23 protein-coding genes are annotated in these 26,070 nt (G+C 65.9%); 14 read left to right on the top strand and 9 right to left on the bottom strand.

All coding sequences use genetic code 11. From position 1 onward, the window contains the following. Positions 1–11: 11 nt before the first annotated feature. The 4 genes from mrdA to WT26_RS20210 form a co-directional block, all read right to left on the bottom strand. A complete protein-coding gene (gene mrdA, locus WT26_RS20225) occupies positions 12–2,309 on the bottom strand; it encodes a penicillin-binding protein 2 (protein WP_069273649.1) in 2,298 nt (765 codons plus the stop codon). 91 nt (positions 2,310–2,400) lie between these two features. Continuing rightward, positions 2,401–2,913, bottom strand: coding sequence for a rod shape-determining protein MreD (gene mreD / locus WT26_RS20220; RefSeq protein WP_009687274.1), 513 nt, complete (start codon positions 2,911–2,913; stop codon positions 2,401–2,403). Then, positions 2,910–4,013 carry a rod shape-determining protein MreC gene (mreC, locus tag WT26_RS20215; protein ID WP_069273648.1) on the bottom strand — a complete coding sequence of 368 codons (1,104 nt, stop codon included), beginning with the start codon at positions 4,011–4,013 and terminating at the stop codon, positions 2,910–2,912. Before mreC ends, mreD begins: the two co-directional genes overlap by 4 nt. Before the next feature lie 127 nt (positions 4,014–4,140). Continuing rightward, on the bottom strand, positions 4,141–5,184 hold the full coding sequence (locus WT26_RS20210; RefSeq protein ID WP_004189550.1) for a rod shape-determining protein: 1,044 nt from the start codon (positions 5,182–5,184) through the stop codon (positions 4,141–4,143). A 367-nt stretch (positions 5,185–5,551) separates the two neighbouring features. On the opposite strand from WT26_RS20210, the gene gatC reads away from it, so the two are divergent. From gatC to WT26_RS20185, 5 genes are all read left to right on the top strand, one after another. Further along, positions 5,552–5,851, top strand: coding sequence for an Asp-tRNA(Asn)/Glu-tRNA(Gln) amidotransferase subunit GatC (gatC, locus tag WT26_RS20205; RefSeq protein ID WP_059667172.1), 300 nt, complete (start codon positions 5,552–5,554; stop codon positions 5,849–5,851). A 65-nt stretch (positions 5,852–5,916) separates the two neighbouring features. Then, entirely contained in the window at positions 5,917–7,407 is a 1,491-nt protein-coding gene (gene gatA, locus WT26_RS20200; protein ID WP_059731953.1) for an Asp-tRNA(Asn)/Glu-tRNA(Gln) amidotransferase subunit GatA, read from the top strand. 4 nt (positions 7,408–7,411) lie between these two features. Beyond that, positions 7,412–8,887: an Asp-tRNA(Asn)/Glu-tRNA(Gln) amidotransferase subunit GatB gene (gatB, locus tag WT26_RS20195; protein WP_059731952.1), complete on the top strand. Its 1,476-nt coding sequence runs from the start codon at positions 7,412–7,414 to the stop codon at positions 8,885–8,887. A gap of 117 nt (positions 8,888–9,004) precedes the next feature. Next, a complete protein-coding gene (locus tag WT26_RS20190) occupies positions 9,005–9,844 on the top strand; it encodes a polyphosphate kinase 2 family protein (protein WP_059521083.1) in 840 nt (279 codons plus the stop codon). A 40-nt stretch (positions 9,845–9,884) separates the two neighbouring features. Then, complete coding sequence (locus tag WT26_RS20185; protein ID WP_059521082.1) at positions 9,885–10,658, top strand: exodeoxyribonuclease III; 774 nt, start codon at positions 9,885–9,887, stop codon at positions 10,656–10,658. Positions 10,659–10,735: 77 nt separating this feature from the next. Here WT26_RS20185 and WT26_RS20180 read toward each other — a convergent pair whose 3' ends face one another. Next, positions 10,736–11,788, bottom strand: coding sequence for an NAD(P)-dependent alcohol dehydrogenase (locus WT26_RS20180; protein ID WP_069273647.1), 1,053 nt, complete (start codon positions 11,786–11,788; stop codon positions 10,736–10,738). A gap of 216 nt (positions 11,789–12,004) precedes the next feature. Between WT26_RS20180 and WT26_RS20175 the strand changes: the two genes are divergently transcribed. Beyond that, positions 12,005–12,949 carry an AraC family transcriptional regulator gene (locus WT26_RS20175; protein WP_069273646.1) on the top strand — a complete coding sequence of 315 codons (945 nt, stop codon included), beginning with the start codon at positions 12,005–12,007 and terminating at the stop codon, positions 12,947–12,949. A gap of 9 nt (positions 12,950–12,958) precedes the next feature. On the opposite strand, the gene WT26_RS20170 is transcribed toward WT26_RS20175, so the two are convergent. The 4 genes from WT26_RS20170 to metX form a co-directional block, all read right to left on the bottom strand. Beyond that, on the bottom strand, positions 12,959–14,002 hold the full coding sequence (locus WT26_RS20170) for a M48 family metallopeptidase (protein WP_069273645.1): 1,044 nt from the start codon (positions 14,000–14,002) through the stop codon (positions 12,959–12,961). Next, entirely contained in the window at positions 13,992–15,413 is a 1,422-nt protein-coding gene (locus tag WT26_RS20165) for an AmpG family muropeptide MFS transporter (protein WP_059521078.1), read from the bottom strand. The genes WT26_RS20170 and WT26_RS20165 overlap by 11 nt, the downstream gene beginning before the upstream one ends. Before the next feature lie 117 nt (positions 15,414–15,530). Then, positions 15,531–16,139, bottom strand: a complete 609-nt coding sequence (metW, locus tag WT26_RS20160; RefSeq protein ID WP_059521077.1) for a methionine biosynthesis protein MetW — start codon at positions 16,137–16,139, stop codon at positions 15,531–15,533. Then, positions 16,136–17,281, bottom strand: coding sequence for a homoserine O-succinyltransferase MetX (gene metX, locus WT26_RS20155; protein ID WP_059521076.1), 1,146 nt, complete (start codon positions 17,279–17,281; stop codon positions 16,136–16,138). The genes metW and metX overlap by 4 nt, the downstream gene beginning before the upstream one ends. Here metX and WT26_RS35995 point away from each other — a divergent pair. The 8 genes from WT26_RS35995 (at position 17,265) to tssB (ending at position 26,025) form a co-directional block, all read left to right on the top strand. After that, the gene (locus WT26_RS35995) at positions 17,265–17,684 is read left to right on the top strand and encodes a hypothetical protein (protein WP_155774669.1); all 420 of its coding nucleotides are present in this window, start codon (positions 17,265–17,267) and stop codon (positions 17,682–17,684) included. The two genes, metX and WT26_RS35995, sit on opposite strands and share 17 nt — an antisense overlap. 263 nt (positions 17,685–17,947) lie before the next feature. Continuing rightward, positions 17,948–18,499, top strand: a complete 552-nt coding sequence (locus tag WT26_RS20150) for a fimbrial protein (protein ID WP_080408034.1) — start codon at positions 17,948–17,950, stop codon at positions 18,497–18,499. A gap of 90 nt (positions 18,500–18,589) precedes the next feature. Then, positions 18,590–19,321, top strand: coding sequence for a fimbria/pilus periplasmic chaperone (locus tag WT26_RS20145; protein ID WP_088501992.1), 732 nt, complete (start codon positions 18,590–18,592; stop codon positions 19,319–19,321). A gap of 36 nt (positions 19,322–19,357) precedes the next feature. Next, positions 19,358–22,147: a fimbria/pilus outer membrane usher protein gene (locus WT26_RS20140; protein WP_069273644.1), complete on the top strand. Its 2,790-nt coding sequence runs from the start codon at positions 19,358–19,360 to the stop codon at positions 22,145–22,147. Between the two features lie 29 nt (positions 22,148–22,176). Then, complete coding sequence (locus WT26_RS20135) at positions 22,177–22,749, top strand: fimbrial protein (RefSeq protein WP_155123148.1); 573 nt, start codon at positions 22,177–22,179, stop codon at positions 22,747–22,749. Between the two features lie 34 nt (positions 22,750–22,783). After that, positions 22,784–23,473 carry a DotU family type IV/VI secretion system protein gene (locus tag WT26_RS20130; RefSeq protein ID WP_080406096.1) on the top strand — a complete coding sequence of 230 codons (690 nt, stop codon included), beginning with the start codon at positions 22,784–22,786 and terminating at the stop codon, positions 23,471–23,473. A 2-nt stretch (positions 23,474–23,475) separates the two neighbouring features. After that, positions 23,476–25,128 (top strand): OmpA family protein, encoded by a 1,653-nt coding sequence (locus WT26_RS20125; RefSeq protein ID WP_230461638.1) that lies wholly within the window; start codon positions 23,476–23,478, stop codon positions 25,126–25,128. 357 nt (positions 25,129–25,485) lie between these two features. After that, positions 25,486–26,025, top strand: coding sequence for a type VI secretion system contractile sheath small subunit (gene tssB / locus WT26_RS20120; RefSeq protein ID WP_069273643.1), 540 nt, complete (start codon positions 25,486–25,488; stop codon positions 26,023–26,025). Positions 26,026–26,070: the final 45 nt, after the last annotated feature.

The raw sequence follows: 26,070 nt of genomic DNA, 5'->3' as shown, positions 1-26,070 counted from the left end.
GCCTTTCTCCGTTAATGAGCGGTGCCGGCGTCCGCCGCCTTCGCGGCGGGCGCTGCACGGTGGTTGTCGTTGCGTGGCGCGGCGGCGAGCGGCTGCGCTTCGCCGGCCGGCTTGTGCGGCCGATGCGGCATGCGCCGGAACGGCGGCATGCTCGCGGCGGCCGGCGCCGCGGCGCTTGCCGTGACGGGCGCGGAAAGCTCGGCGGCGTTCGCGCCCGATGCGGGATTCGCGCCCGGCGCCGATGCGCCCGACGCCGCTTCCGCCGCACTGGCCGCGCTCGGCACGACCGGCTGCGGCAGCGCCGTGAAGCCGGCCGCGACGGTGACGGCCTTCGACGCGTCGCCGATCACCGGCGCGTTGACGGGTTCGGTCGCCGACGCCGCGGCCGCCACGGCCGCAGCCTCGTTCTGCGGGTTCTGGCGATCGACGAGGTAGAAGTCGAGCACGCGGCGCGCGATCGGGCCCGCGGCCTGCGCCCCCCAGCCGCCGTTCTCGACGACCAGCGCGATGGCGATCTGCGGATGGTCGACCGGCGCGTACGCGATGAACAGCGCGTGGTCGCGCAGGTGCTCGGCGAGCAGGTGACCCTTGTAGTTGGAGCCTTGCAGCGAGAACACCTGCGCGGTGCCGGTCTTGCCGGCGGCGAGGTACGGCGCGCCGCGGAACACCTTGTACGCGGTGCCGGACGGGTTCTCGATCACGTTCTCCATCCCGCGCTTCACGACGTCGATGTCGGCCTGCTTGAGCGGGATCACTTCGCTTTCCTTCGGCACGGTCAGGCGGCGCCCGCGCGTGATCGGGTCCTCGACTTCCTTCACCAGGTGAGGTTTCATCACGACGCCGTTGTTCGCGAGCGTCGCGGTCGCGTGCGCGAGCTGCAGGATCGTGAACGAGTTGTAGCCCTGGCCGATCCCGAGGCTGATCGTCTCGCCGTCGAACCACTTCTGCTGCGCGGCCTTCTTGAACGCCTTCTTCTTCCAGTCGGTCGACGGCAGGATCCCGCGCGCCTCGCCCTGGATGTCGATCCCGGTGATCTGGCCGAAGCCGAACGGCTTCATGAAGTTCGCGATCGAGTTCACGCCGAGGTCGCGCGCGAGCATGTAGAAGTAGGTGTCGTTCGACACCATGATCGCCTTGTTCATGTCGACCCAGCCCTGGCCCGAGCGCACGTCGTTGCGGAACGTGTGGCCGCCGAACGTGAAGTAGCCGGGATCCTGGAAACCCCAGCCCGGCGTGCGCTTGCCGAGCGTCAGCCCGGCGAGTGCCATGAACGGCTTGTACGTCGAGCCGGGCGGGTAGGTGCCGTGCAGCGGGCGGTTCAGCAGCGGCTTGTCGGTCGAGTTGTTCAGCTCGTCCCAGGTCTGCTGGTCGATGCCGTCGACGAACGAGTTCGGGTCGAAGCTCGGCGACGACACGAACGCGAGCACGTCGCCCGTCTTCGGCTCGATCGCGACCAGCGCGCCGCGCTTGCCGGCGAACGCCTGCTCGGCGACCTGCTGCAGCCCGATGTCGAGCGACAGCACGAGGTTGTTGCCGGGCGTCGCCTGCGTGCGAGACAGCGTGCGCACCGGCCGGCCGCCGGCCGTCACCTCGACTTCCTCGAAGCCCGTCAGCCCGTGCAGCTCGGTTTCGTAGCTCTGCTCGACGCCGATCTTGCCGATGTAGTCGGTGCCCTTGTAGTTGTTCGCGTCGCGGCGCGGATCGTAGTTTTCCTGGTCGCTGTCGTTGTCGTCGCTCATCGCGTCGATGCGATCCTGGTCGCGCTTCGAGATCCGGCCGATGTAGCCGATCACGTGCGCGGCCGTCGTGCCGAGCGGATATTGGCGGAACAGCCGCGCCCGCACGTCGACGCCGGGGAAGCGGAAGCGCTGCGCGGTGAAACGCGCGACTTCCTCGTCGGTGAGCCGGGTGCGGATCGGCAGGCTCTCGAAGTTCTTCGAGTCTTCCTGCAGCTTCTTGAAGCGGCGGCGGTCGCGCGCGTCGATCGGGATGATCTCGGACAGCTTGTCGATCGTGTTCTCGAGCGTGTCGTCGAGCTTCGACGGCGTGATCTCGAGCGTATAGGCCGAATAGTTCTTCGCGAGGATCACGCCGTTGCGGTCGGTGATGATCCCGCGGTTCGGCACGATCGGTGCAACCGAGATGCGGTTTTCCTCGGCCTGCAGCGCGTATTTGCCGTGCTGCATCAACTGCAGGTAGAAGAAGCGGCTCGCGAGCAGCCCGAAGCAGACGAACACGAACACGCCTGCCGCCGCGACGCGCAGGCGGAACTTCGAGAGCTGCTGTTGGGTGTCGTTGAATTCGGTCATGCGGTCAGGGGCGAGCGGAGCCGCGCGCGAAAGTCCGGCGGGCGAAAGGGCGGCGGGGGTTCAAGGCAGGTCCTGGCGGCGCGGCTGCGGCTCAGATGGGGCGCGTATCGTCCGGATCGACCGGGCGGCGTTGCGGCATCAGCAGCAGGTGGCTCGCGATCGGCCACAGCGCGGCCTCGACGAAGCCGTCGACCAGATAGCGCCAGCCCGGGAACGCGGCGCCCATCACGAGGCGGATCACGAACGGAACGAGCTGCGCGACGACCAGCAGCGGCGTGACGTACAGCACCTGCACGCCGATCGGCATCCACAGCACGCGACGGTGGATCGTGATCGCGCCGTACGACAGCAGCGTATAGGCGAGCGCATGCTCGCCGAGCAGCCCCGCGTCATGCACGTCCATCAGGATGCCGAGCGCGAACGCGACACCCATCCCGACCTTGCGCGGCTGGTGGATGTTCCAGAACAGCAGCACGAGCGCGACGAAGTCGGGCACGCCGGGCAGGCGGCCCCACGGCATCAGGTTCAGCAGGAACGCGGCGGCGAGGCTGAAGACGATGAAGTACGGATTGACCGGCTGCAGGATGTATTGCGGGCGATTCATCGCTGGGCTCCTGGTTGCCCGGCCGCGGGCTTCGCGGGCGCGGCGGGCTTGGCCGTTGCGGCTGGGGCCGCGGGGGCGGCGGGCGCAGCCGGCGCGGGCGTCGCGCCGGGCTGGGCCGCGGCGCCGGCCGCCGGCTTCGCGCCCGCGTCGGCCGCCTTGTCGCCTTTGTCACCCTTTTCGCCCTTGGCGGCGCCCTTCGCGGCCTTCTTGCCGCCCTTCGCGTTCTTGTCGGCGGCCGGATCGGGCTCGGCCGGGCGCGGCGGGATGTCGTTCTGGTAATGCAGCACGAGCATCTGGCGCGCGCCGCGCACGGCGGCGATCGGCGCGCAGGTCACGCGCGCGAATGCGGTATCGGCGAGCTTGTCGACGCGTACGACCTTCGCGACCGGCAAGCCGGGCGGATAGACGCCGTCGAGGCCGCTGGTGACGAGCTCGTCGCCGACGACGAGATCCGCGCTCGTCGGCACGAAGCGCAGGTCGAGCGAATCGCCCTTCGGCGTGCCGTAGATCACGCTGCGCAGGCCGGTGCGCAGCACCTGCACGGGAATCGCGAGATCGCGGTCGGTGACCAGCGTGACCTCGGACTGCAGCGGGAACACGCGCGTGACCTGGCCGACCACGCCGTTCTCGCTGACGACGGGCGCGCCGTTCTGGATGCCCTGCTGCGAACCCTGGCCGATCACGATCTTCTGCGTGAACGGATCGCTCGTGTCGTACTGGATCTCGGCCGGCGTCGATTGCGTCGCGATGTGCTGGCGCAGCTCGAGCACGGCGCGCAGGTGCGCGTTCTCCTGCGCGAGCACAGCGGCCTGGTTGGCCTGCGTGGACAGCTGAAGGTTGCGCTTGCGGAGATCGTCGTTGTCGTGGCGCAACGACGCGCCGGTGACGGCGATGTCGGCCGCGCCCATGAACAGGTCGCGCGGCACGAGCGCGACGCGCTGCAGCGGATAGAGCACGGTGCCGAGCACGCCGCGGACGATTTCGAGCGTGTTGAAGCGCGCGTCCGACACCAGCAGTGCGATCGCGACGGCGACGAAAAAGATGAGCCGCGCGAGCGCGGGCGGGCCTTGCTTGAAGAGGGGCGGCGGACTGTATTCCATGGTCGGCGCCGGGCGCGAATGATCGGTTAAATGAAGCTCAGACGCGCAAACGGCGCGGCGGTTCGTTCTGAATGAGCGAGCCGGCCACGCCGCGGGTGCGTCATGTCAGGAAAGACTGCCTAGACGATCACTCGTACGAGAAGATGCTGCCCAGCTTGTCCATGCGCTCGAGCGCCATGCCCGAACCGCGCACGACGCAGGTGAGCGGATCTTCCGCGACGAGCACCGGCAGGCCGGTTTCTTCCGCGAGCAGGCGATCGAGGTCGCGCAGCAGCGCGCCGCCGCCCGTCAGCATCATCCCGCGTTCGGCGATGTCGGCGCCGAGTTCCGGCGGCGTCTGTTCGAGCGCGATCTTCACCGACGACACGATCTGGTTCAGCGGATCGGTCAGCGCTTCGAGGATTTCGTTGCTGGAGATCGTGAAGCTGCGCGGAATGCCTTCCGACAGGTTGCGGCCCTTCACTTCCATTTCCTTGACTTCGGAGCCCGGGAACGCGGAGCCGATTTCCTTCTTGATCGCCTCGGCGGTCTGCTCGCCGATCAGCATCCCGTAGTTGCGGCGGATGTAGTTGACGATCGCCTCGTCGAACTTGTCGCCGCCGACGCGCACCGAGCCCTTGTAGACGATGCCGCCGAGCGAGATCACGCCGACTTCCGTCGTGCCGCCGCCGATGTCGACGACCATCGAGCCGGTGGCTTCCGACACCGGCAGGCCCGCGCCGATCGCGGCCGCCATCGGCTCCTCGATCAGGTAGACCTGCGATGCGCCGGCGCCGTGCGCGGCTTCCTTGATCGCGCGGCGCTCGACCTGGGTCGAGCCGCACGGCACGCAGATGATGATGCGCGGCGACGGCGAGAACATGCGCGACTCGTGGGCCGTCTTGATGAACTGCTTGATCATCTGCTCGGTGACGGTGAAGTCGGCGATCACGCCGTCCTTCATCGGGCGGATCGCCTCGATGTTGCCCGGCACCTTGCCGAGCATCTGCTTGGCTTCCTTGCCGACCGCCTGGATCGTCTTCTTGCCGTTGGGGCCGCCTTCCTGGCGGATCGACACGACGGACGGCTCATCGAGCACGATGCCCTTGCCGCGCATGTAGATCAGGGTGTTTGCGGTGCCGAGGTCGATCGCGAGATCGTTGGAGAAGTAGCTGCGCAAAAAACCGAACATTCAGAATCCTGTTTCGCTCTGGGCCGGCCCTGCATAGCGAGCGCTGAGGGCGGCAGCGGAAAAAATAACAGCCTCGGGAAGCGTGGCGGAAGCGGCCGCCGCGGCGCACGAAGCTGCGAGTGATGTCTACCGGGGATCGCACGAAGCACGCACGGGTTGCCGAAGCGGGGCGAAACGGTGCGGGAAAAGGCTGCCGGGTTTGGGTCGAACGCGTAATGATACCTTATAATTTCACGGTATTTGAATCGAAACGGGCGGTATTTTTGCCGCTTCGGCCCCGATTTTTGAGGGTGGGATCGCACCCTCCAACCCCCCGCCGCAGTGCTGCTTTCGATGCATTGCGCAGTCTTGTTTTTCCGGTGATCGCATGGCCCTGACCCTGACCGATGTGAAACGCATCGCGCACCTGGCGCGACTCGAAATGGCCGACGCCGACGCCGAGCACATGCTCGGCCAGCTCAATGATCTCTTCGGCCTCGTCGAGCAGATGCAGGCGGTCGACACCGCCGGCATCGCGCCGCTCGCCCACCCGATCGAACAGATCCAGGAAGTCGCGCAGCGCCTGCGCGACGACGCCGTGACGGAAGTCGTCGATCGCGACGACAACCAGCGTCCGGCGCCGGCCGTCCAGGACGGCCTCTATCTCGTGCCGAAGGTGATCGAGTAAGCATTCGACGACAAGCGCGCCGGCCAGCGCCGCGCGCCACCCAGAATTCCCAGGAAAACCACTCAATGCACGCAAAAAGCCTGACCGAACTGCGCGCCGCGCTCGCCGCCAAGGAATGCTCGGCCGTCGAGCTCGCGCAGCACTATCTGAAACGGATCGACGCCGCGCGCGACCTGAACGCGTTCGTCCACGTCGACGCCGACCTCACCCTCGCGCAGGCGAAAGCCGCCGACGCCGAACTCGCGCGCGGCGCGGGCGGCGCGCTGACCGGCCTGCCGATCGCGCACAAGGACGTCTTCGTCACGCGCGGTTGGCGCTCGACCGCCGGCTCGAAGATGCTCGCGAATTACGAGAGCCCGTTCGACGCGACCGTCGTCGCCCGCCTGCAGGCGGCCGGCATGGTCACGCTCGGCAAGACCAACATGGACGAGTTCGCGATGGGCTCGTCCAACGAGAATTCCGCGTTCGGCGCGGTGAAGAACCCGTGGGACACGAACGCGGTGCCGGGCGGCAGCTCGGGCGGCAGTTCGGCCGCCGTCGCCGCGCGCCTCGCGCCGGCGGCAACCGGCACCGACACCGGCGGCTCGATCCGCCAGCCCGCGTCGTTCGCGGGCGTGACGGGCATCAAGCCGACCTACGGCCGCGTGTCGCGCTACGGGATGATCGCGTTCGCGTCGTCGCTCGACCAGGGCGGCCCGATGGCGCAGAGCGCGTCCGACTGCGCGCTGCTGCTGAACGCGATGGCCGGCTTCGACGAGCGTGACTCGACGAGCCTCGAGCGCGACGACGAAGACTTCACGCGCCACCTCGGCCAGCCGTGGGCGGCCGGCAACGACGCGGGCAAGCCGCTCGCCGGCCTGCGCATCGGCTTGCCGAACGAGTATTTCGGCGCCGGCCTGGCCGACGACGTACGCGCGACGATCGACGCGGCACTGAAGCAGTATGAAGCGCTCGGCGCGACGCTCGTGCCGGTGTCGCTGCCGAAGACGGAGCTGTCGATCCCCGTGTATTACGTGATCGCGCCGGCCGAGGCATCGTCGAACCTGTCGCGCTTCGACGGCGTGCGTTTCGGCCACCGCGCCGCGCAATACGGCGACCTGCTCGACATGTACAAGAAGTCGCGCGCGGAAGGCTTCGGCCCCGAGGTGAAGCGCCGGATCCTGGTCGGCACGTACGTGCTGTCGCACGGCTACTACGACGCGTACTACCTGCAGGCGCAGAAGATCCGCCGCATCATCGCGAACGATTTCCAGGAAGCGTTCAAGTCCTGCGACGTGATCATGGGCCCGGCGTCGCCGACGGTCGCATGGGATCTCGGCTCGAAGGGCGACGATCCGGTGCAGATGTATCTCGCGGATATCTACACGCTGTCGGTGAGCCTCGCGGGCCTGCCCGGCATGAGCGTGCCGTGCGGCTTCGGCGCCGGCGCGAACGCGAAGCGCCCGGTCGGTCTGCAGATCATCGGCAACTATTTCAACGAAGCCCGGATGCTGCAGGTCGCCGACGCGTTCCAGCGCGCGACCGACTGGCACAAGCAAGTACCGGCAGGGGTGTAAGCATATGGCTACTCAGTGGGAAGTCGTTATCGGTCTCGAGACGCACGCGCAACTGTCGACCGTCTCGAAGATTTTCTCGGGCGCGTCGACGCAGTTCGGCGCCGAGCCGAACACGCAGGCGTGCCCGGTCGACCTGGCGCTGCCGGGCGTGCTGCCGGTGCTGAACCGCGGCGCGGTCGAGCGCGCGATCCGCTTCGGCCTCGCGATCGGCTCGACCATCGCGCCGCGCAGCATCTTCGCGCGCAAGAATTATTTCTACCCCGATCTGCCGAAGGGTTATCAGATCAGCCAGTACGAGATTCCGGTCGTGCAGGGCGGCCAGATCACGATCCAGGTGCCCGCCAACGAAAAGGCCGGCAAGGAAGCGTACGAGAAAACCGTCAACCTGACCCGCGCGCACCTCGAGGAAGACGCGGGCAAGTCGCTGCATGAAGACTTCGCCGGGATGACCGGGATCGACCTGAACCGCGCGGGCACGCCGCTGCTCGAGATCGTCACCGAGCCGGAAATGCGCAGCGCGGCCGAGGCCGTGGCCTATGCGAAGGCGCTGCACGGGCTCGTCGTGTGGCTCGGCATCTGCGACGGCAACATGCAGGAAGGCTCGTTCCGCTGCGACGCGAACGTGTCGGTGCGACCGGTCGGCCAGGAGAAGTTCGGCACGCGCGCGGAAATCAAGAACCTGAACTCGTTCCGGTTCCTCGAGGAAGCGATCAACTACGAAGTGCGTCGCCAGATCGAGCTGATCGAGGACGGCGGCGAAGTCGTGCAGGAAACGCGCCTGTACGATCCGGACAAGCGCGAGACGCGCTCGATGCGCAGCAAGGAAGACGCGCACGACTACCGCTACTTCCCCGACCCCGACCTGATGCCGCTCGTGATCGGCCAGGACTGGATCGAGCGCGTGCAGTCCGGGATGCCCGAGCTGCCGGCCGCGATGCAGCAGCGCTTCGCCGAGCAGTACGGCGTGTCCGCGTACGACGCGGGCGTGCTGACGTCGAGCAAGGCGATGGCCGCGTACTTCGAGTCCGTGGTCGCGAAGGCCGGCGCCGCGAACGCGAAGATCGCCGCGAACTGGCTGATGGGCGACGTGTCGTCGCAGCTGAACCGCGACGGCATCGAGATCGACGCGATCCCCGTGTCGGCCGCGCAGCTCGCGCTCGTGCTGCAGCGCATCGCCGACGGCACGATCTCGAACAAGATCGCGAAGGAAATCTTCGCGACGATCTGGGACGAGAAGGCGACCGACGAAGGCGCGGCCGACCGCATCATCGACGCGAAGGGCCTGAAGCAGATCTCCGACACCGGCGCGCTGGAAGCGATCATCGACGAAGTGCTCGCGGCGAACGCGAAGTCGGTCGAGGAATTCCGCGCGGGCAAGGAAAAGGCGTTCAACGCGCTGATCGGCCAGGCGATGAAGGCGACCAAGGGCAAGGCCAATCCGCAGCAGGTCAACGAACTGCTGAAGAAGAAGCTCGGCTGAGCATGCGCGCGCGCCTGAACCGCGCTTGACGACGGGCCGCCCCGAACCAGTTCGGCGCGGCCCGTTTCGTTGACGGGTGCGTTATCGTATGCACCACAGCGTCCAACGGAGGAACGAATGGCGAAACAACCGTCGCTCGACGATTTCCGCGTGCCGTACAGCACGCGCGAGAAGGAAGCCGCAGCATTCAAGCTCGATGCGTTCGACCCGGCCGCGAAGCCGTTCTCGTCCGGTTCGAAGGACGCCGACCGCGAACGGCTGTCGGCCGTGTCGACCGAGCTCGACGTGCAGCAGGAGCGCCTGCACACGCAGCAGAAGAAGCGTGTGCTGCTCGTGCTGCAGGGGATGGATACCAGCGGCAAGGACGGCACCGTGCGCGCGGTGTTCCGCGAGGTCGACCCGCTCGGCCTGCGCGTCGTGTCGTTCAAGGCGCCGACGCCGATCGAGGCCGCACACGACTTCCTGTGGCGCGTGCACGCGCAGGTGCCGGCCGCGGGCGAGCTCGCGATCTTCAACCGCAGCCACTATGAAGACGTGCTCGTGCCGCGCGTGCTCGACCTGATCGACGCGAAGGAATGCGAGCGTCGCTACCGGCAGATCCGCGATTTCGAGACGATGCTGGTCGAGAACGGCACGACGATCGTCAAGTGCTTCCTGCACATCTCGAAGGACGAGCAGCGCGAGCGGCTGCAGGCGCGCATCGACGATCCGGCCAAGCACTGGAAGTTCGACATCTCCGATCTCGACGCGCGCAAGCACTGGGACGCGTACCAGTCCGCGTACCGCGACGCGCTTGCCGCGACGTCGGCCGAGCATGCGCCGTGGTACGTGATCCCGGCGAACTCGAAGACGCACCGCAACGTGATGATCGCCGAGCTGCTGCTGCGCACGATGACCGACATGAAGCTGGAATTCCCGCCGCCGAAGCCCGAACTCGAAGGCGTGAAGATCCGTTAAGCTGCCCCCCTGTAAAACATCGAACCGAACGGAATCCGACATGATGCGAGTGATTACCGCCAACCTGAACGGCATCCGCTCCGCCGCGAAGAAGGGCTTCTTCGAGTGGCTCGGCGAACAGAACGCCGATTGCGTGTGCGTGCAGGAAATCAAGGTCTCGGCCGACGACCTGCCGGCCGAATTCGTCGAGCCGCATGGCTTCAAGAGTTATTTCCACCACGCCGAGAAGAAGGGCTACAGCGGCGCGGGCGTATACAGCCGCCGCGAGCCCGACGACGTGATCATCGGCTTCGGCAGCAGCGAATTCGATGCCGAGGGTCGCTATGTCGAGGCGCGCTACGGCAAGCTGTCGGTCGTGTCGGTGTACGTGCCGTCCGGCTCGAGCGGCGAAGAACGCCAGCAGGCGAAGTACCGCTTCATGGACGAGTTCATGCCGCACCTCGCCGAGCTCAAGAAGAAGCGCGAGGTGATCCTGTGCGGCGACGTGAACATCGTCCACAAGGAAATCGACATCAAGAACTGGAAGAGCAACCAGAAGAACTCGGGCTGCCTGCCGGAAGAGCGCGAGTGGCTCACGAAGCTGTTCGACGATGTCGGCTACGTCGACGTGTTCCGCACGCTCGACCCGCGCGCCGAGCAGTACACGTGGTGGAGCAACCGCGGCCAGGCGTATGCGAAGAACGTCGGGTGGCGGATCGATTACCAGATCGCGACGCCGGGTGTGGCCGGCACCGCGAAAAGCACGTCGATCTTCAAGGACATCAAGTTCAGCGACCACGCGCCGCTGACGGTGGACTACGACTACAAGAAGTGATGCGCGCCGCGCGTGGCGCGGGCGTCGGATGCAAAACGGGCTGCGAAATGCAGCCCGTTTTGTTTGCCGCTTGCTGCTTACGCCTTCATCGACGCCATGTCGATCACGAACCGGTACTTCACGTCGCTCTTCAGCATCCGCTCGTAAGCGGCGTTGATCTGCTGCATCGGAATCGTCTCGATATCCGACGTGATCCCGTGCTCCGCGCAGAAGTCGAGCATTTCCTGCGTTTCCGCGATTCCGCCGATCAGCGAGCCCGCGAGGCGGCGGCGCTTGAAGATCAGGTTGAACACCTGCGGCGACGGATGGTCGTGCTCCGGCGCGCCGACGAGCGTCATCGTGCCGTCGCGCTTCAGCAGGTGCAGGAACGGGTTCAGGTCGTGCTGCGCGGCGACGGTGTTCAGGATGAAGTCGAAGCTGTTCAGGTGCGCGTTCATCTGCGCGTCGTCCTTCGAGATCACGACTTCGTGCGCGCCGACGCGCTTGCCGTCCTCGATCTTCGACGGCGACGTGGTGAACAGCACGACGTGCGCGCCCATCGCGCGCGCCAGCTTCACGCCCATGTGGCCGAGGCCGCCGAGCCCGACGATGCCGACCTTCTTGCCGGGGCCGACGTTCCACTGCCGCAGCGGCGAGTAGGTCGTGATCCCCGCGCACAGCAGCGGCGCGGCGCCGGCCGGGTCGAGCGTCTCGGGCACGCGCAGCACGAACGCCTCGTCGACGACGAGCTGCGTCGAGTAGCCGCCGTACGTGACGTCGCCCGTCACGCGATCCTGGCCGTTGTAGGTGCCGACGAAGCCGTTCTCGCAATATTGCTCGAGGCCGTCGGCGCAGCTCGGGCAGGTGCGGCACGAATCGACGAGACAGCCGACGCCGACCAGCTCGCCGACCTTGAAGCGCGTGACCTGCGGGCCGGTCGCGGTCACGCGGCCGACGATTTCATGGCCCGGCACGACCGGGTAGATCGTGTTGCGCCATTCGTTGCGCGCCTGGTGCAGGTCCGAGTGGCAGACGCCGCAATAGAGGACGTCGATCTGGACGTCGAGGTCGCGCAGCGCGCGACGCTGGAATTCGAACGGGGCGAGCGGCGACTGGGAATCGGTCGCCGCGTAGGCATAGGTAGTGCTCATGCGATGGGCTCCTTGTTCGGCAAAAGTCACTGCCGTCGCGCCATGTGGCGGCGCGGCGAGGCAGGACGTCATCGTAAGGAGCGCGGCGCCGCGATGAAATACACGAAGGTCTGGAAGATTTGCCTATTTCTCTCGAAGTGCGGCCAACACCCCGCTAAAAAAGCGCCAAAGTGCTACATTGCAAGCCTGTTTCTCTTGCCGTCCAGGATTGTGTCGATGAGCTTCGAGCCCCTTTTCGCCGACACGGGCGAGCGTGTGCAGCGCCGCATGGTCGAGCTGCACACGCGCCTCGCGCCGAACGAGGGCTTTACGCATGCGGATATGGAAGGCGTGCGCTTCATCCGCGTGAGCCGTCCCGCGCCGCGCATGCCAGTGCTGTACGAGCCGAGCATCGTCGTCGTGTGCCAGGGGCGCAAGCTCGGTTATCTCGGTGAACGCTCGTTCGTGTACGACGCGCAGCAGTACCTGGTGCTGTCGGTGCCGCTGCCGTTCGAATGCGAGACCTTCGCGAGCGCGGACGAGCCGTTTCTCGCGATCTCGATCCGCGTCGATCTCGCGGTGATCGCCGAACTCGCGATCCTGCTCGACGAAACGCTCGGCGCGGCCGCGAGCGAGCCGCTTGGCGTCTACTCGACGCCGCTCGACGCGACGCTGGCCGACGCGGTGGTGCGGCTGCTCGAAGCGCTGGCTTCGCCGCACGACACGCGCGTGCTGGGCCCCGCGATCATGCGCGAGATCGCGTATCGCGTGCTGACGGGCGCGCAGGGCGACGCGATCCGCGCGGCGCTCGTGCAGCAGCATCACTTCGGCCGCATCGCGAAGGCGTTGCGGCGCATCCATGCGGAGCTGAAGACCGATCTCGATGTCGAGACTCTGGCGCGCGAGGCCGGGATGAGCCTCGCGGTGTTCCACGCGCAGTTCAAGCACGTGACGGCGACGTCGCCGATGCAGTACGTGAAGGCCGCGCGCCTGCACCAGGCGCGGCTGATGATGGTGCAGGACGGCGTCGGTGCCGGTGCGGCGGCCGCGCGCGTCGGCTACGCGAGCGCGTCGCAGTTCAGCCGCGAGTTCAAGCGGCTGTTCGGCCGCAGCCCCGGTGACGAAGTGCGCTGGATGCGCGAACTCGGGGTTCGCCCGGCGGTGGCCGATACGGACGCGTAGCGTCCGGCGTCACCCGGTGGCGCCGCGCCGCACGACCTTGCGCCGCTGCGCGCTGATGCCCGCGTAGTCGGGCAGCGTATCGACGTGCTTGCCGACCGCCTTCGCGTACAGCGGCATCAGGTCCGGCAGCCGGTTCAGCAGATCCTGGCGCCGCGCGGTGCTGTACGGGTGCGTGTAGATGAAGCCCGTTGCCTTGTTCGCGCGCGTCGCGACCGCGAGCTTGTCCCACAGCGTGATCGCCGCGCGCGGATCGAAGCCCGCGCGGGCGGCGATGTCGCCGCCGATCACGTCGGCCTCGGTCTCGTCGGTCGGGTCGTAGTGGAGCGACTGCAGGCGCTCGCCGAGGTTCAGCGCCTGGGGCAGCGGATCGCCGACGCCGAACAGCGGCGGCAGCGCGGCGGCGCGCAGCGAAGTTTGCGATGCCGCGCTGAAGTTGCTGCGTGCATGTTCGCGCAGCGCGTGTGCGATGCCGTGCGCGAGCAGTACGCCGAACTCGTCGTCATTCAGGCGGACGCGGTCGAGCATGCCGCCATATACGAGCACCTTGCCGCCCGGCAGGCAGGTCAGGCGGATGTCGCGCGAGCGGATCACGTTCACGTCCCACGCCCAGTTCTTCACGCGATCGTTCCACTTCACCGAATACGGCGCGAGCTTCGCGACGATCGCGCGCAGGCGTTTCACGCGCGGCTGGTTCGCGGGCAGCAGGCGGTTGCTGTCGGCGGCCGCCTGCACGATCTGCGCGTATTCGTTCGCGGTGAGCTGCTCGAGCAGCGGCGACGGGATCAGCGTGCGGAACGCGATCGCATTGCCGTAGCGGACCTGCTGCGGTGTCGGCGTATAAGCCTTCGTCGACGCGGCGGCGCCGGTCGGCTGCGCGGGCTCGGCGGTCGCGGACGGGTTGGCCGACGGCGCGGGCGTGGCCGACGGCGCCGAGCCGGGCGCCGCCGCGGAACCGGTGTCGCCTGCGTGCGCGACGTGCGGGCCGAGCGCCGCGATGCCGACGCTCAGCGAGGCGGCCAGGTGCGCGAGGCGGTGCAGGCGGTCACTGCGCACGGCTGGCCTCGCCGTTGCGTGCGGCGCCGTTCCACGGTGCGATCCTGAACAGCAGCAGCATGCCGGGAATCGCGAGCGCGGTGCACACGATGAAGTAGTCGAACCAGCCGATCTTCGCGACGATGAAGCCGCTCGCGGCCGACGCGAGCGTGCGCGGCACCGACGCGAGGCTCGTGAACAGCGCGAACTGCGTGGCCGTATAGCGCGGGTCGGTCGTGCTCGCGATGTACGCGACGAACGCGGCCATCGTCAGGCCGGTCGTGAAGGTTTCGAAGCCGTAGACGAGCGCGAGCGCGACGGTCATCGGGCTCAGATGCGGCGTGACCTCGAAGCCGAAGATCGACAGGAACGACGCGAGCGCATGGCTGGCCGCGACCGTGAAGTCGTAGAGCACCGCGAGCACCGGCGAGCCGGGGCCGACCTGGGCAAGCCACGCGAAGCCGAGCGTCGACACCATCTGCAGCGCGCCGAAGACCCACAGCCCGCGGCCGATGCCGATCTTCACGAGCCAGATGCCGCCGATGATGCCGCCGGCGACGCTCGCGACGAGCGCGGTGGTTTTCGCGACGATGCCGATCTCGGTGCGCGAGAAGCCGATGTCGAGGAAGAACGACGTCGACAGCGTGGTGGCCATCGTGTCGCCGATCTTGAACAGGAAGATGAACGCGATGACGAGCAGCGCGCCGGCCCAGCCGTCGCGCTGGATGAATTCGCGGAACGGCAGCACGATCGCGTCGCGCAGGTTGCGCGGCGGCGCGCCGACCACCTCGGGTTCGCGCACCAGCAGCGTCATCAGGATGCCCGGCAGCATGAACGCGCCGGTGAGCGCGAACACGGCGTCCCACGGCATGTGGTCGGACAGGATCAGCGCGAGCGAACCGGGGATCAGCGCGGCGAGCTTGTACGCGTTCACGTGCACCGCGTTGCCGAGGCCCTGCTCGGTGTCGCGCAGCAGCTCGCGGCGGTAGGCGTCGATCACGATGTCGGAACTCGCGCCGAAGAACGCGACGAGCGTGGTGAGCGCGGCGACTGTCCAGATCGAGTCGCGCGGCGACACGAAGCCGAGCGCGGCGATCGCGCCCGCGACCAGCACCTGCGTGAGCAGCATCCAGCCGCGCCGGCGGCCCGGCCGCCAGCCGGGCAGGCGCGGGATGTAGCGGTCCATCAGCGGCGCCCACAGGAACTTCCACGTATACGGGAACTGGATCAGCGCGAACAGGCCGATTTCCTTCAGGTTCACGCCTTCCGAGCGCAGCCATGCCTGCACGAGGTAGACCAGCGTGAACAGGGGCAGGCCCGACGTGAAGCCCAGGAACACGCAGATCAGCATGTGCGTGTTCAGATAGGCTCGCCAGCCAGGGTGATCCTCGTGAGCGGTGAGTGCGGGCGCCTCGTGTGGCGATTTCGACATGGACGGAAACTGGGTAGCGTTGGCGGATTGCGGCGGCAGCGCGCGGGAGCGGCCCGCGCGGCGCGGCCTGACGGCCGTGCCTTGACCGGCCGTGCCGCCTGTCAACGGCGCTCCGGCTCAGCTGCGCTTGACGCGGTAGACAGCAAGACTACCACGCCAGTTCGCTCCCCATCGAATCGGCTGGCCTTCGTGCAGCACGACGCGGTCGAGGATCGTGACGCCGACTTCGGGCGCGAGAGCCTCGAAATCCTTGATCGTCAGCACCCGCACGTTCGGCGTGTTGTGCCACTGGTAGGGCAGCGATTTCGACACGGGCATCCGGCCGTGCAGCACCGACAGCCGGTGCGACCAGTAGCCGAAGTTCGGGAACGACACGATGCACTCGCGGCCGACGCGCACCGTTTCGCGCAGGATCGCGGCCGTCTGGTGGATCGTCTGCAAGGTTTGCGACAGGATCGCGATGTCGAAGCTGTGGTCTTCGAACAGCCGCAGGCCGTCCTCGAGATTCTGCTGGATCACGTTGATGCCGTTCTTCGCGCTCGCGAGCACGCCCGCGTCGTTCAGTTCGATGCCGTAACCGGTGACGTCCAGTTCTTCCATCAGCAGTGCGAGCAGCGAGCCGTCGCCGCAGCCGAGGTCGAGCACGGTCGAGCGCGGCTCGACCCAGCGGGCGATCGTGCGGAAATCCGCGCGCGCGGACAGGGAATTCAGCGCTTGCTGGTTCATACACCCACCTCGATGGCGATTCGTTCGTAATACGCGCGGAGCAGGTTGTGATAGCGCGCGTCGTCGAGCAGGAACGCGTCGTGGCCGTGCGGCGCGTCGATTTCCGCGTAGCTGACCGTGCGCTTGTTGTCGAGCAGCGCCTTCACGATCTCGCGCGAGCGTGCCGGTGCGAAGCGCCAGTCGGTCGAGAAGCTCGCGATCAGGTATTTCGCCTGCGTATGCGCGAGCGCGGCCGTCAGGTTGCCGTCGAACGCCTTGGCCGGATCGAAGTAGTCGAGCGCGCGCGTGATCAGCAGGTAGGTGTTCGCGTCGAAGTAGTCGGCGAACTTGTCGCCCTGGTAGCGCAGGTACGACTCGACTTCGAACTCGACGTCGAAGCTGAAATTGTACGCGTCGAGCGCGCCGTCCGCGCGGCGCAGCGCGCGGCCGAATTTCTCGGCCATGTCGTCGTCGGACAGGTACGTGATGTGGCCGATCATCCGCGCGACGCGCAGGCCGCGCTTCGGTTTCACGCCGTGCGCGTAGTAGTCGCCGCCGTGGAAGTCGGGATCGGACAGGATCGCCGAGCGCGCGACCTCGTTGAATGCGATGTTCTGCGCGGACAGCTTCGGCGTCGACGCGATGTCGATGCAGTGCGCGACGCGCTCCGGATACATCAGGCTCCACGCGAGCGCCTGCATGCCGCCGAGGCTGCCGCCCATCACCGCGGCGAAGCGCTCGATACCGAACGCGTCGGCGACGCGCGCCTGTGCGTGCACCCAGTCCTCGACGGTGACGACCGGAAAGCTCGCGCCATAGGGCTTGCCGGTCGACGGGTCGATGCTCATCGGGCCGGTCGAGCCGAAGCACGAGCCGAGGTTGTTCACGCCGATCACGAAGAAGCGGTTGGTGTCGAGCGGCTTGCCGGGCCCGACCATGTTGTCCCACCAGCCGGTGCTGCGCGGATCGTCCGCGTAGACGCCGGCGACGTGATGCGACGCGTTGAGCGCGTGGCAGACGAGCACTGCGTTCGAACGCGCGGCGTTCAGCTCGCCGTACGTCTCGACGACGAGCTGATAGTTGCCGATCACGCTGCCGCTTTGCAAGCGCAGCGGTTCGGCGAAATGCATGGTCTGTGGAGCGACGATGCCGATCGATTCCATTCGTTCCGCCTTATGCCTTATGACTGGGCGGCTAAATGGTGTCGGCGAGGCGCGGAGTCGAAGATGCGCGGCTGACGACCTCTTTAGCCGCATTTGTAGTGAACCGCCGGGGCAACGAAAAATCAAGACCCCGGCCGGTTCGCGCGCCCGCAATCGAGTCAGCAAATCGGCGCGTCGTGCAGACCGGCCGCCCGTGGAGGGCCGGCTGCTGGCGCCAAGTATAGCGGAAATCCGCCGCCGGGCGGCGCATCCCTCGGTCGGTGCGTCCGGGCCTGCCGCGCCGGGGGCGGATGGGGAGGCTATTGCTGGCGGCTGGTACGTCGTGCGAACAGGCGCAGACAGTTTTCCTTTTCATGATCATCTGTCTCTATCAGGTGAAAAGGAAATCGTTACATCGATTTAACAAGTGTTGAATGAATTGTTAATTGGAGGAATTGAAAGTTCGTTATCCGGGCGAATCAGATGCGCTTATCTCGGATTTGCCATATGCGGGAGACAAGAGTTCTTTCAAATTTGAACTTGTCCTATATCTCCGAAGAAATAGTGTCGATAGCATTTCTCCCGGGTTCAACTGAACGAGATAAGCGCGGCATGCATGGGCGGTGCGGCGTCTCGCGGACCTGACCGACGAGGTCGGTGTACTTTTTATTCGAGTAGGAGAGTCAAGTGAGCAAGAAAGCATTGAGTATCTTTACTGCGGCACTGCTGGGTTCGATGGCGGCATCGACCGCATTCGCGCAGACCGCCGTTACGCAAGGCAAGGTGACATTCAACGGCGAGCTGACCGCGAGCACGTGTTCGGTCAAGGCTGGGGATGAGGACAAGAAAGTGGAGCTGCCGAAGATCTCGACGGTCGATCTGGCGAAGCGTGGCGATACGGCCGGCTCGACGTCATTCGAGATTGGCGTGTCGAATTGCGCGCCCGACGTGAACAAGGTCGCTGCCCACTTCGAGATGACCAACATGGATCCGGATACCGGCTATCTCAAGAACCTGATCACGGATGACAAGGTGGCAGCAAAGAACGTCGTCGTTCAGCTGGTGAACAGCGACGGTACGGGCATTCGGGCTGGTGCGACCGGCCACTACTACGATGTGACGGGTGCGGGCACCGACCGTGGCGCGACGCTGCTCTACGGCGGCCAGTACTTCGCGACCGGCCAGACCACGGCGGGTAAGGTGAATACCTTCGCTCGCTTCACGCTCGCCTATCTGTGATCCCGAGTCGCAAGTAGCCCGCAAGCGGGCTCCGGAGGCTTCGCTGCAAAGCCTCCGGAGTTCGCGCGACGAACGATCAAGGAGGTTTGCGTGCGGTTGTGGAAATGGAAGGGCATCGCGGCAGCTTTGGCGTTGGGCGCGATGGCGCTGTCGGCCCAGGCGGCGATCGTGATCACGGGTACGCGGGTCGTGTACCCGGAGCAGAGTCGTGAAGTCAACGTGCGATTGACGAACATCGAGACGGCGCCCGTGCTGGTGCAGTCGTGGATCGACGACGGTGATTCGGATGCCAATCCTGATCAGATCAAGGTGCCGTTCGTGCTGACGCCGCCGGTGTTCCGCGTCGAGCCGAAAAAGGGGCAGACGTTACGCATCATGTACACGGGCACGAATCTGCCGACGGATCGCGAATCGGTGTTCTGGCTCAACGTGCAGGAAATTCCGCCGCAGCCGACGAATGCCGAAGACACGAATCTGCTGCAGCTTGCCTTTCGCACGCGCATCAAGCTGTTTTTCCGGCCGGCCGCGCTTCAGGACGGGCCTTCGGGCGAGTTGCTGAAGTGGAAGGTCGTGCACGACGGCAAAGGGCAGAGCGTCCTGCGCGTCGACAATCCGTCGCCCTATTACGTGTCGTTCAGCCGTGTGGCATTGAAGGCTGGTGACAAGGAAATCCAGTTCGACCCGTCCATGGTGGCACCGTTCGGCCACGTGTCGTTTACGCAGCAGCCGGGTACGCGTAGCACGCTCGCGCGAGGCGCGATTTCTTACAAGCTACTCAACGATTACGGCGCGGAGGTGGCAGGTTCGGCCACAGCAGAATAACCGGCCGACTGTGTCGGAAACGATGAGGATCGAAGAGTGGTTCGAGCAGCAAAAAATATCGCGCTTGGCGGTGTTCACGATGTCGATCTGAGCGTCTTTCGCCGCCGGCGGGTGGCTTTGGCGGTCAGTCTGGCGTTTGGCATGGGCTTGCTTGGCGACGACGCTTGCGCGGCGGAGCTGGACTGGCTCGACGCCGAGCAACAGGCGGGGGCGGAGCCGGTGATGCACATGGCGGCCCGCGCGACGACGGAGCCGGCGATGTACATGGCGGCTCGCGCCACGACGGAGCCGGTGATGCACGTGGCGGCTCGTACGGCGACGGATCCCGCTGTGGTGGCGTTCAACCCTCGGCTGTTCGCCGGCAGCGGCGTCGATCTGTCGCGTTTCGCGAAGGGTAATCCGGTCGAGCCGGGCAATTACGCTGTCGATGTGAGCGTCAACGGCAAAGGACGCGGGCGTCACGACGTGCTGTTCCGCGCGGTGCCTGGCAGCGACGTCGCCATGCCATGCTTCTCGCTCGCGATGCTCACGCAGTTCGGTGTCGACGGCGACAAGGTCGCGAGCCGGCTTCGGCAACCGAAGCCGGAAAGCGATGACGGCGCCACGGCTGCGCATGAGCCTGGGCCGGAAGCCTGCCTGGCGCTCCGCGAAGCGATACCCGACGCGACGTATTCGTTCAATAGCGCGGATCTGAAGATCGATCTGACGATTCCGCAGACCGCGATGAGCAAGACGGTCCAAGGCTACGTCGATCCGTCGCGCTGGGACGAGGGGATCAACGTCGGGCTGCTGCAATACAACGTCAACGGGTACACGAGCGAGAGCAACTTTTACGGGCACAACTTCAGCAGCCTGTATACCGGCCTGCAGTCGGGCGTGAATGTCGGTCCGTGGCGTTTTCGCCACCGTTCGACGCTGAACTGGGCGAGCCGCGGGCAGGGCGTATCCTGGCGTAGCCTCGAAACCTTCGTTCAGCGGGACATCACGGCGCTGCGCAGCCAGATCGTGCTCGGCGACAGCTTCACGAGCGGCGATATCTTCGATTCCTTCAGCGTGCGCGGTGCCCAGCTGTCGAGCGACGACCGCATGCTGCCGAATTCGCTGCAGGCCTATGCGCCGACGATTCGCGGTGTTGCGGACACCAACGCGCGGGTGGTCGTGCGGCAGGGCGGCAACACGGTCTATGAAGAGACCGTTTCACCGGGGCCGTTCGAGTTCAACGATCTGCCCGCCACCGGCTACGGCGGGGACCTCGAGGTGACGGTTACGGAATCGGACGGGCGCGTGCGGCGCTTTTCGGTGCCGTTCGCCGCCGTTCCGCAACTGTTGCGGCCCGGTCGGCACCGCTTCAATGTCACTGTCGGGCAGTACCGGGACGGTTTTTCCGATACGAAGCCCTGGGTCGCCCAGTTGACTTACCAGCGCGGCATCACGAACCTCGTCACCGCCTATGCCGGTGTGTTGACGTCGGCCGGCTACGGTTCCGGCCTGTTCGGCATGGCGTTCAATACGTCGGTCGGCGCATTTGCTTTCGACGTCACGTCCGCCCACACGAGTGTGCCCGGCCGGCGCACGTACCATGGCGTCAGCTCCCGTGTGACCTACAGCAAGATGATGACGTCGACCGGAACCAATTTTTCGGTGGCCGCGTACCGCTATTCGACGTCGAACTTCTTCAATCTCCAGGACGCGGTGAATGCGCGCAAAGATTGGAATGGTTCAATTGGTCAGTACAACTATCGGGCTCGTACGCGCTTTCAGGTTAACGTCAACCAGCGGCTGGGCGATCGCAGTGCGATCTACATTACCGGTAGTTCGCAGGACTACTGGGGCGGCGAGCGGGGGCGGGACCTGCAGTATCAGGTCGGCTTCAACAGCACATTCCGGCGCATGTCGTATTCAGTGTACGCGCAGCGCGCCCGTAACGACGGCGACCGGACGGTCACCCAGGTCGGTGTCAACCTGTCGATTCCGCTCGGCAAGCAGACGTCTACGCGGAGCAGCATCTTCAATTCGCTGACTACCTCGGCTTCGCGCGATTCGCGCGGCAACAGCGCCGTTCAGATGGACCTGTCCGGCAGCAAGGGAACCATTGCGCCGTTCAGCTACGGGGTCAACGCATCACGCATCGTCGGCGACGCCGACCGTCTCTCTTCGTTCGGCGGCTATGGTACTTACCGGTCGTCTGTCGGCACCTACCGAGCGAACGCATCGCTCAGCAACCGGATGCGTCAGGCGTCGTTCGGCGCGAACGGCGCGATGATCGTGCATCGAGGAGGGGTCACGCTGAGCCCGCCGCTTGGTCAGGCGGCGGCGCTGATCGAAGCGAAGGGCGCGACGGGCGGACAGATCGTCAATGGGCAAGGGGCATCGATCGATCGTTTCGGCTTTGCGGTGATTCCTTCGCTCACGCCGTATCGCGTCAACACGGTCGAGATCGACCCGTCCCGTCTCCCTGACGACGTCGAACTCGGGAACACGAGCGAGGAAGTCGTGCCACGCAACAACTCGGTCGTTTTCGTGAAGATGAGCACGGTGCGCGGCCGGCCGGTGTTCGCGGCGATGGAGAGGCAGGACGGCTCGCCGCTACCGATGGGTACCCAGTTGTTCGATGGCGCGGGAAAGTCGATCGGTGGCGTTGGCCAGGGCGGCATGGCATTCCTGCGCGGGCTGGAAGGCTCCGGCGAACTGACCGCGAAGTGGGGAATCGGGGCCGCCGACCAGTGCAGATTGCCCTATGTGGTGCCTGCCGTACCGGCGGGCGCGGAGAAGATCAAGATGGCGACGCGCGTGCGATTACGCTGCGGCACGACGGCGATGCAATGACGCGCCTGCATCAAAGTGAGGCAGAGCTAATGGACAGAACGATACGAACGCAGGCATCGAAGTGGATCGGGTGCATCGCATTGGGCGTCGCGGCCGCGATGTTCGCTTGGCCGGGGAGTGCAGCTTGGGGGGCGGGCAATCCCACCGTCACGGTCAAGTTCCAGGGTTCCTATAACTCGGTGACGTGCACGATCGTGAACGGCCAGGAAAATCAGACGGTCAAATTGCCGCGGATTTCGACGTCATCGCTGACGTCGCCGGGACAGACGGCGGGCTCCACGGCGTTCACCATTCCGTTGCGCTGCGACGGCAGCATCCAGGCGGTCCGCGTCTACTTTCAGCGGGGCGCCGCGACGAACGCGAACGGCAATCTCGACGTCGAGGACCCGACCGATCCGGCAAGCGCGAAGGGAGTTCAGATCCAGCTGTTGAACGGCGACGGATCGCCGATTCAGGTCGGCAACGCGGCGACGATGAAGACGGTGGACCTCGATGCATCAACCACGACGCCTGTTCCGTTTGGTGCTCAGTATTACGCGACCGGCGCGACGACTGCCGGCAAGGTGCGCACGTATGCGACCTTCGTGATCCAAATGCCGTGACGGCATTGCGCCGACACGCTTTACCGTTTTCCAGATGAAATTCGATAGTTCAGGCGCAGCGTTGCGTGCGTCGCTTCAAGAGACCGTGCTTCATGTTGCGTTGCTTGTGCAGGGCGCGTCGATACCGGAAATCCACGTCTGGCGTGCGCGTTGCATCGGGCTCGTCGAGCGGCTCGATCAGGCGATGCGCGACGACGGTTGCGCAAACGACGTCGTGCGTGACGTCGGCATCGCGCAATGCGCGCTGCTGGACGAGGTGACGTTGCGCCATCTGCCGGCGGGCAGGCGGGACGAATGGATGCGCGAGACGATGCTGTTCCGTTTTCATCGTGTGAGCAGCGGCGCGGACCGGGTTCGGGCGCGAATCGAGGCGCTGCTGAACGGGCCGCGTTCGAAGCCGCAATTGCAGGACATGTATGCGACGCTGCTCGATCTCTGGCTGCCGCTCGAACACGACGCTTATCGGCAGCATGTCAGTGCGGCGCGTCCCGTGGCGTCACAGCTCGATCCGGACGCGTCCGGTGCGGCGGGCGAACCGTCGACGCAGCGAGCTGTCGCCGCGGTTGCGACGCGCGCATGGCCACCACTTCGCCGGATGCTTCCCGCGGTGGTGCTGCTGGCGGCCGTGTGGATCGGATGCGACGTCTCGTTGCAGCGCGCGGTGGAGCGCTTGCCCGATTCGGGACCGCGCGTTGCGCGGAACGGCGAGGAGGCGCGGCCGTGAACATGCGTTCGATGCGGGAGACCGGGCTGGTCTGGATCGTGATGCCGGTCGTCGTGACCGGCGGTGCGTGGGTGCTCGCCGGGCTGGCGGATTGGCTGATCGCGACGTTCGTCGCGCTGGCAGTCGCGTCGGCCGTTTGCGTCGCCGGCTGGCATGAGCGACGGCGCGCGGCGCACGCGGTTTCGAGTTCCGCCGAGTCCACCGATGCGATCGGGAGCGTCACGCACGAACTCGCGGTGATCGTCGTCGTCGGGCCGTATGCCGCCGGACTGTTTCCGCGCGATGGCGGGCGGACGACGCTCAGGCGCGACGATCGGGCGGTGTGGCTGCTGGCCGATACGCCGGAGCGGCTGAACGACGTCATGGCCCAGGTAAAGGCGTCGCGGGGCCGCTTCCCTGACGCCGCGTTGCTGCCCGTGGTGCCGGAGGGCGATGACGAAAGCGTGCTGCGCCGTGAGTTCGTGCAATGGCGGATCGCGCTGCAGGCAGCGTACTGCCATCCCGAATGTGTGTTGCCTTGTCATGTTGCCGTGTATGCATGTCTGGGACCTGGCGAGGACGCCGCGACACAGGTGCAGTGGTTTGGCGATCCGCTCGACGTCGGCGTGCCGCGCCTCGACGAGTCGATCCGGCTTTACGATCGGCTGCCGGCGATTCGTCGTCAACTGGCGTCGTCGCGGCAAACGGGCGCTGTGGTCCGGAGCGCGCTTGGACTCTCGGTGTTCGAATGGCTCGACGAGGCCGCGTTGCTGTCGTTGATCTCCGCGCTCGCGAATACGCCGCCGTTCGCGCTGCAGGGCGTGTCGCTGGCGGACGTCGGCCATACGCCGATCAGACCGGGCGCGTGGACGCGCTGGCTGATCGCCAGAACCGGCCTGCAGCCGGGCGTCACGAAGCCGGTGGCGGGGCCGCTCCCGCCGCCGCTCGTCCATGCGTCGACGCGTGTTGCCGGGCGGCACGCCGCGCCGCCGCCGACCGGCGGGGAATGGCCGCTCGCGTCGCACGTCCTGCTGTCGAGCGTGGTGGCGCTGATCGTGGCGGTGGCGATGTCAGGTTGGGTGAATTACCGAATCGTCGAGCGTATCGCGGGCGACTTGTCTACATACTGGAGCACGCCAGGCGACCGGATCACCGCGAAGATCGACTCGTTCGAGCGGGTGCGCGAGGCTCGCGACGAAGTGGTGCGCAACTTGCGCGACGGCGCGCCGTTCGGAGCGGGCTGGGGGTTGTATCCGGGGCGTGCGTTGTCGGCCCGCCTCGACGCCGCGCTGGCGGCTTACCAACCGCCGCTTACGACTGCGCGGATCGATAGCCTTTCTCTGTTTGCGAGCGGCAAGGCGACGTTTTCCCCGGAGAGCGCGCATCGCGAACTGGCGCATGTGCTGCGGCTGATCCGGGTGAATCCGGACCAGCGTGTGCTGATCGAGGGGCATGCGGACAGCGAAGGATCGCCCGAGGCAAATCTTCAGCTATCCGAAGCGCGGGCGCGTGCGATCCGCGATTGGCTGGTCACCGTAGGCGGATTGCCGGTCACTCGTTTCGCGATCCAGGGAATGGGCGACATCCGCCCGATCGCGGACAACCGCAGTGAGGCTGGCCGGGCGCTGAACCGGCGCGTCGACATTTCCCTGATTCCGGATCGCGTGCGTCATTGACGACGTCGCGACGCGTTGGCAGAGCGCGTCGCGATGTCGTCGTGGCTGCCTATCTGTTTTGCGTGGCCGCGCTGGCTGCATTTCGATGGTCCACGTGCGGAAATCTCACGACTTATCCGAATATAAATTTATCTCCATTGAGAAAAGTGGTCGTCATTTTAAGACAGGTGGCGCATTTTTTAGAACTTTTACTAAGCCGATGCCTATCTCGTTATTTTTTGCCGTAAAACTTAGTACTGTTCCTATATAAAGATGATGCCGAGTACCGTAATATCGGCGCGGTTTACGCTGACGAGGCGAAACGGGCGAGCATTCGCTCATTGATTTTTACCTAATCGGAATCCCGCTGGAGAGCTTATGGCTATATCCAACAGTGCACAGAAGTTCATCGCGCGCAATCGTGCGCCGCGCGTGCAGATCGAATACGACGTCGAAGTGTATGGCTCGGAGAAGAAGGTCGAGCTGCCGTTCGTGATGGGCGTGCTTGCCGACCTGTCCGGAAAGCCGCTGGAGTCGCTTCCGGCTGTCGGCGACCGCAAGTTTTACAACATCGATATCGACAACTTCGACGAGCGCATGAAGGCGATGAAGCCGCGGGTTGCGTTTTCGGTGCCGAATACGCTGTCCGGCGACGGTCAGTTGATGGTCGACATCACGTTCGAGAGCATGGACGATTTTTCGCCGGCAGCCATTGCGAAAAATGTCGACGCGCTGTCGCAGCTGCTCGACGCGCGCACGCAGCTCGCGAATCTGCAGACGTACATGGACGGCAAGTCGGGCGCGGAGGCGCTCGTCACCCAGTTGCTGCAGGACCCGGCGCTGCTGAGCGCGCTTGCGAAGGCGCCGAAGCCTGAAGTGCGGAAGACGGACGCTCTGGAGCCGCAAGAGCAGCAATGAGGCCCCGGGCGGCAAACCACGATCTAACACTGGTGCAAAGGAAGA

Origin of the sequence: Burkholderia cepacia (genome assembly GCF_001718835.1) — a bacterium.
GTDB classification, from domain to species: Bacteria; Pseudomonadota; Gammaproteobacteria; order Burkholderiales; family Burkholderiaceae; genus Burkholderia; species Burkholderia cepacia_F.
Note: the sequence above shows the minus strand (reverse complement) of the source record. Positions and strands in the feature narration are given on the sequence as shown.

What these genes read in the sequence shown, in the direction of transcription:
- mrdA (WP_069273649.1), bottom strand. Translation starts at nt 2,309, where the DNA reads ATGACCGAATTCAACGACACCCAACAGCAGCTCTCGAAGTTCCGCCTG.
- mreD (WP_009687274.1), bottom strand. Translation starts at nt 2,913, where the DNA reads ATGAATCGCCCGCAATACATCCTGCAGCCGGTCAATCCGTACTTCATC.
- mreC (WP_069273648.1), bottom strand. Translation starts at nt 4,013, where the DNA reads ATGGAATACAGTCCGCCGCCCCTCTTCAAGCAAGGCCCGCCCGCGCTC.
- WT26_RS20210 (WP_004189550.1), bottom strand. Translation starts at nt 5,184, where the DNA reads ATGTTCGGTTTTTTGCGCAGCTACTTCTCCAACGATCTCGCGATCGAC.
- gatC (WP_059667172.1), top strand. Translation starts at nt 5,552, where the DNA reads ATGGCCCTGACCCTGACCGATGTGAAACGCATCGCGCACCTGGCGCGA.
- gatA (WP_059731953.1), top strand. Translation starts at nt 5,917, where the DNA reads ATGCACGCAAAAAGCCTGACCGAACTGCGCGCCGCGCTCGCCGCCAAG.
- gatB (WP_059731952.1), top strand. Translation starts at nt 7,412, where the DNA reads ATGGCTACTCAGTGGGAAGTCGTTATCGGTCTCGAGACGCACGCGCAA.
- WT26_RS20190 (WP_059521083.1), top strand. Translation starts at nt 9,005, where the DNA reads ATGGCGAAACAACCGTCGCTCGACGATTTCCGCGTGCCGTACAGCACG.
- WT26_RS20185 (WP_059521082.1), top strand. Translation starts at nt 9,885, where the DNA reads ATGATGCGAGTGATTACCGCCAACCTGAACGGCATCCGCTCCGCCGCG.
- WT26_RS20180 (WP_069273647.1), bottom strand. Translation starts at nt 11,788, where the DNA reads ATGAGCACTACCTATGCCTACGCGGCGACCGATTCCCAGTCGCCGCTC.
- WT26_RS20175 (WP_069273646.1), top strand. Translation starts at nt 12,005, where the DNA reads ATGAGCTTCGAGCCCCTTTTCGCCGACACGGGCGAGCGTGTGCAGCGC.
- WT26_RS20165 (WP_059521078.1), bottom strand. Translation starts at nt 15,413, where the DNA reads ATGTCGAAATCGCCACACGAGGCGCCCGCACTCACCGCTCACGAGGAT.
- metW (WP_059521077.1), bottom strand. Translation starts at nt 16,139, where the DNA reads ATGAACCAGCAAGCGCTGAATTCCCTGTCCGCGCGCGCGGATTTCCGC.
- WT26_RS35995 (WP_155774669.1), top strand. Translation starts at nt 17,265, where the DNA reads ATGCCGATCGATTCCATTCGTTCCGCCTTATGCCTTATGACTGGGCGG.
- metX (WP_059521076.1), bottom strand. Translation starts at nt 17,281, where the DNA reads ATGGAATCGATCGGCATCGTCGCTCCACAGACCATGCATTTCGCCGAA.
- WT26_RS20135 (WP_155123148.1), top strand. Translation starts at nt 22,177, where the DNA reads ATGGACAGAACGATACGAACGCAGGCATCGAAGTGGATCGGGTGCATC.
- WT26_RS20130 (WP_080406096.1), top strand. Translation starts at nt 22,784, where the DNA reads ATGAAATTCGATAGTTCAGGCGCAGCGTTGCGTGCGTCGCTTCAAGAG.
- WT26_RS20125 (WP_230461638.1), top strand. Translation starts at nt 23,476, where the DNA reads ATGCGTTCGATGCGGGAGACCGGGCTGGTCTGGATCGTGATGCCGGTC.
- tssB (WP_069273643.1), top strand. Translation starts at nt 25,486, where the DNA reads ATGGCTATATCCAACAGTGCACAGAAGTTCATCGCGCGCAATCGTGCG.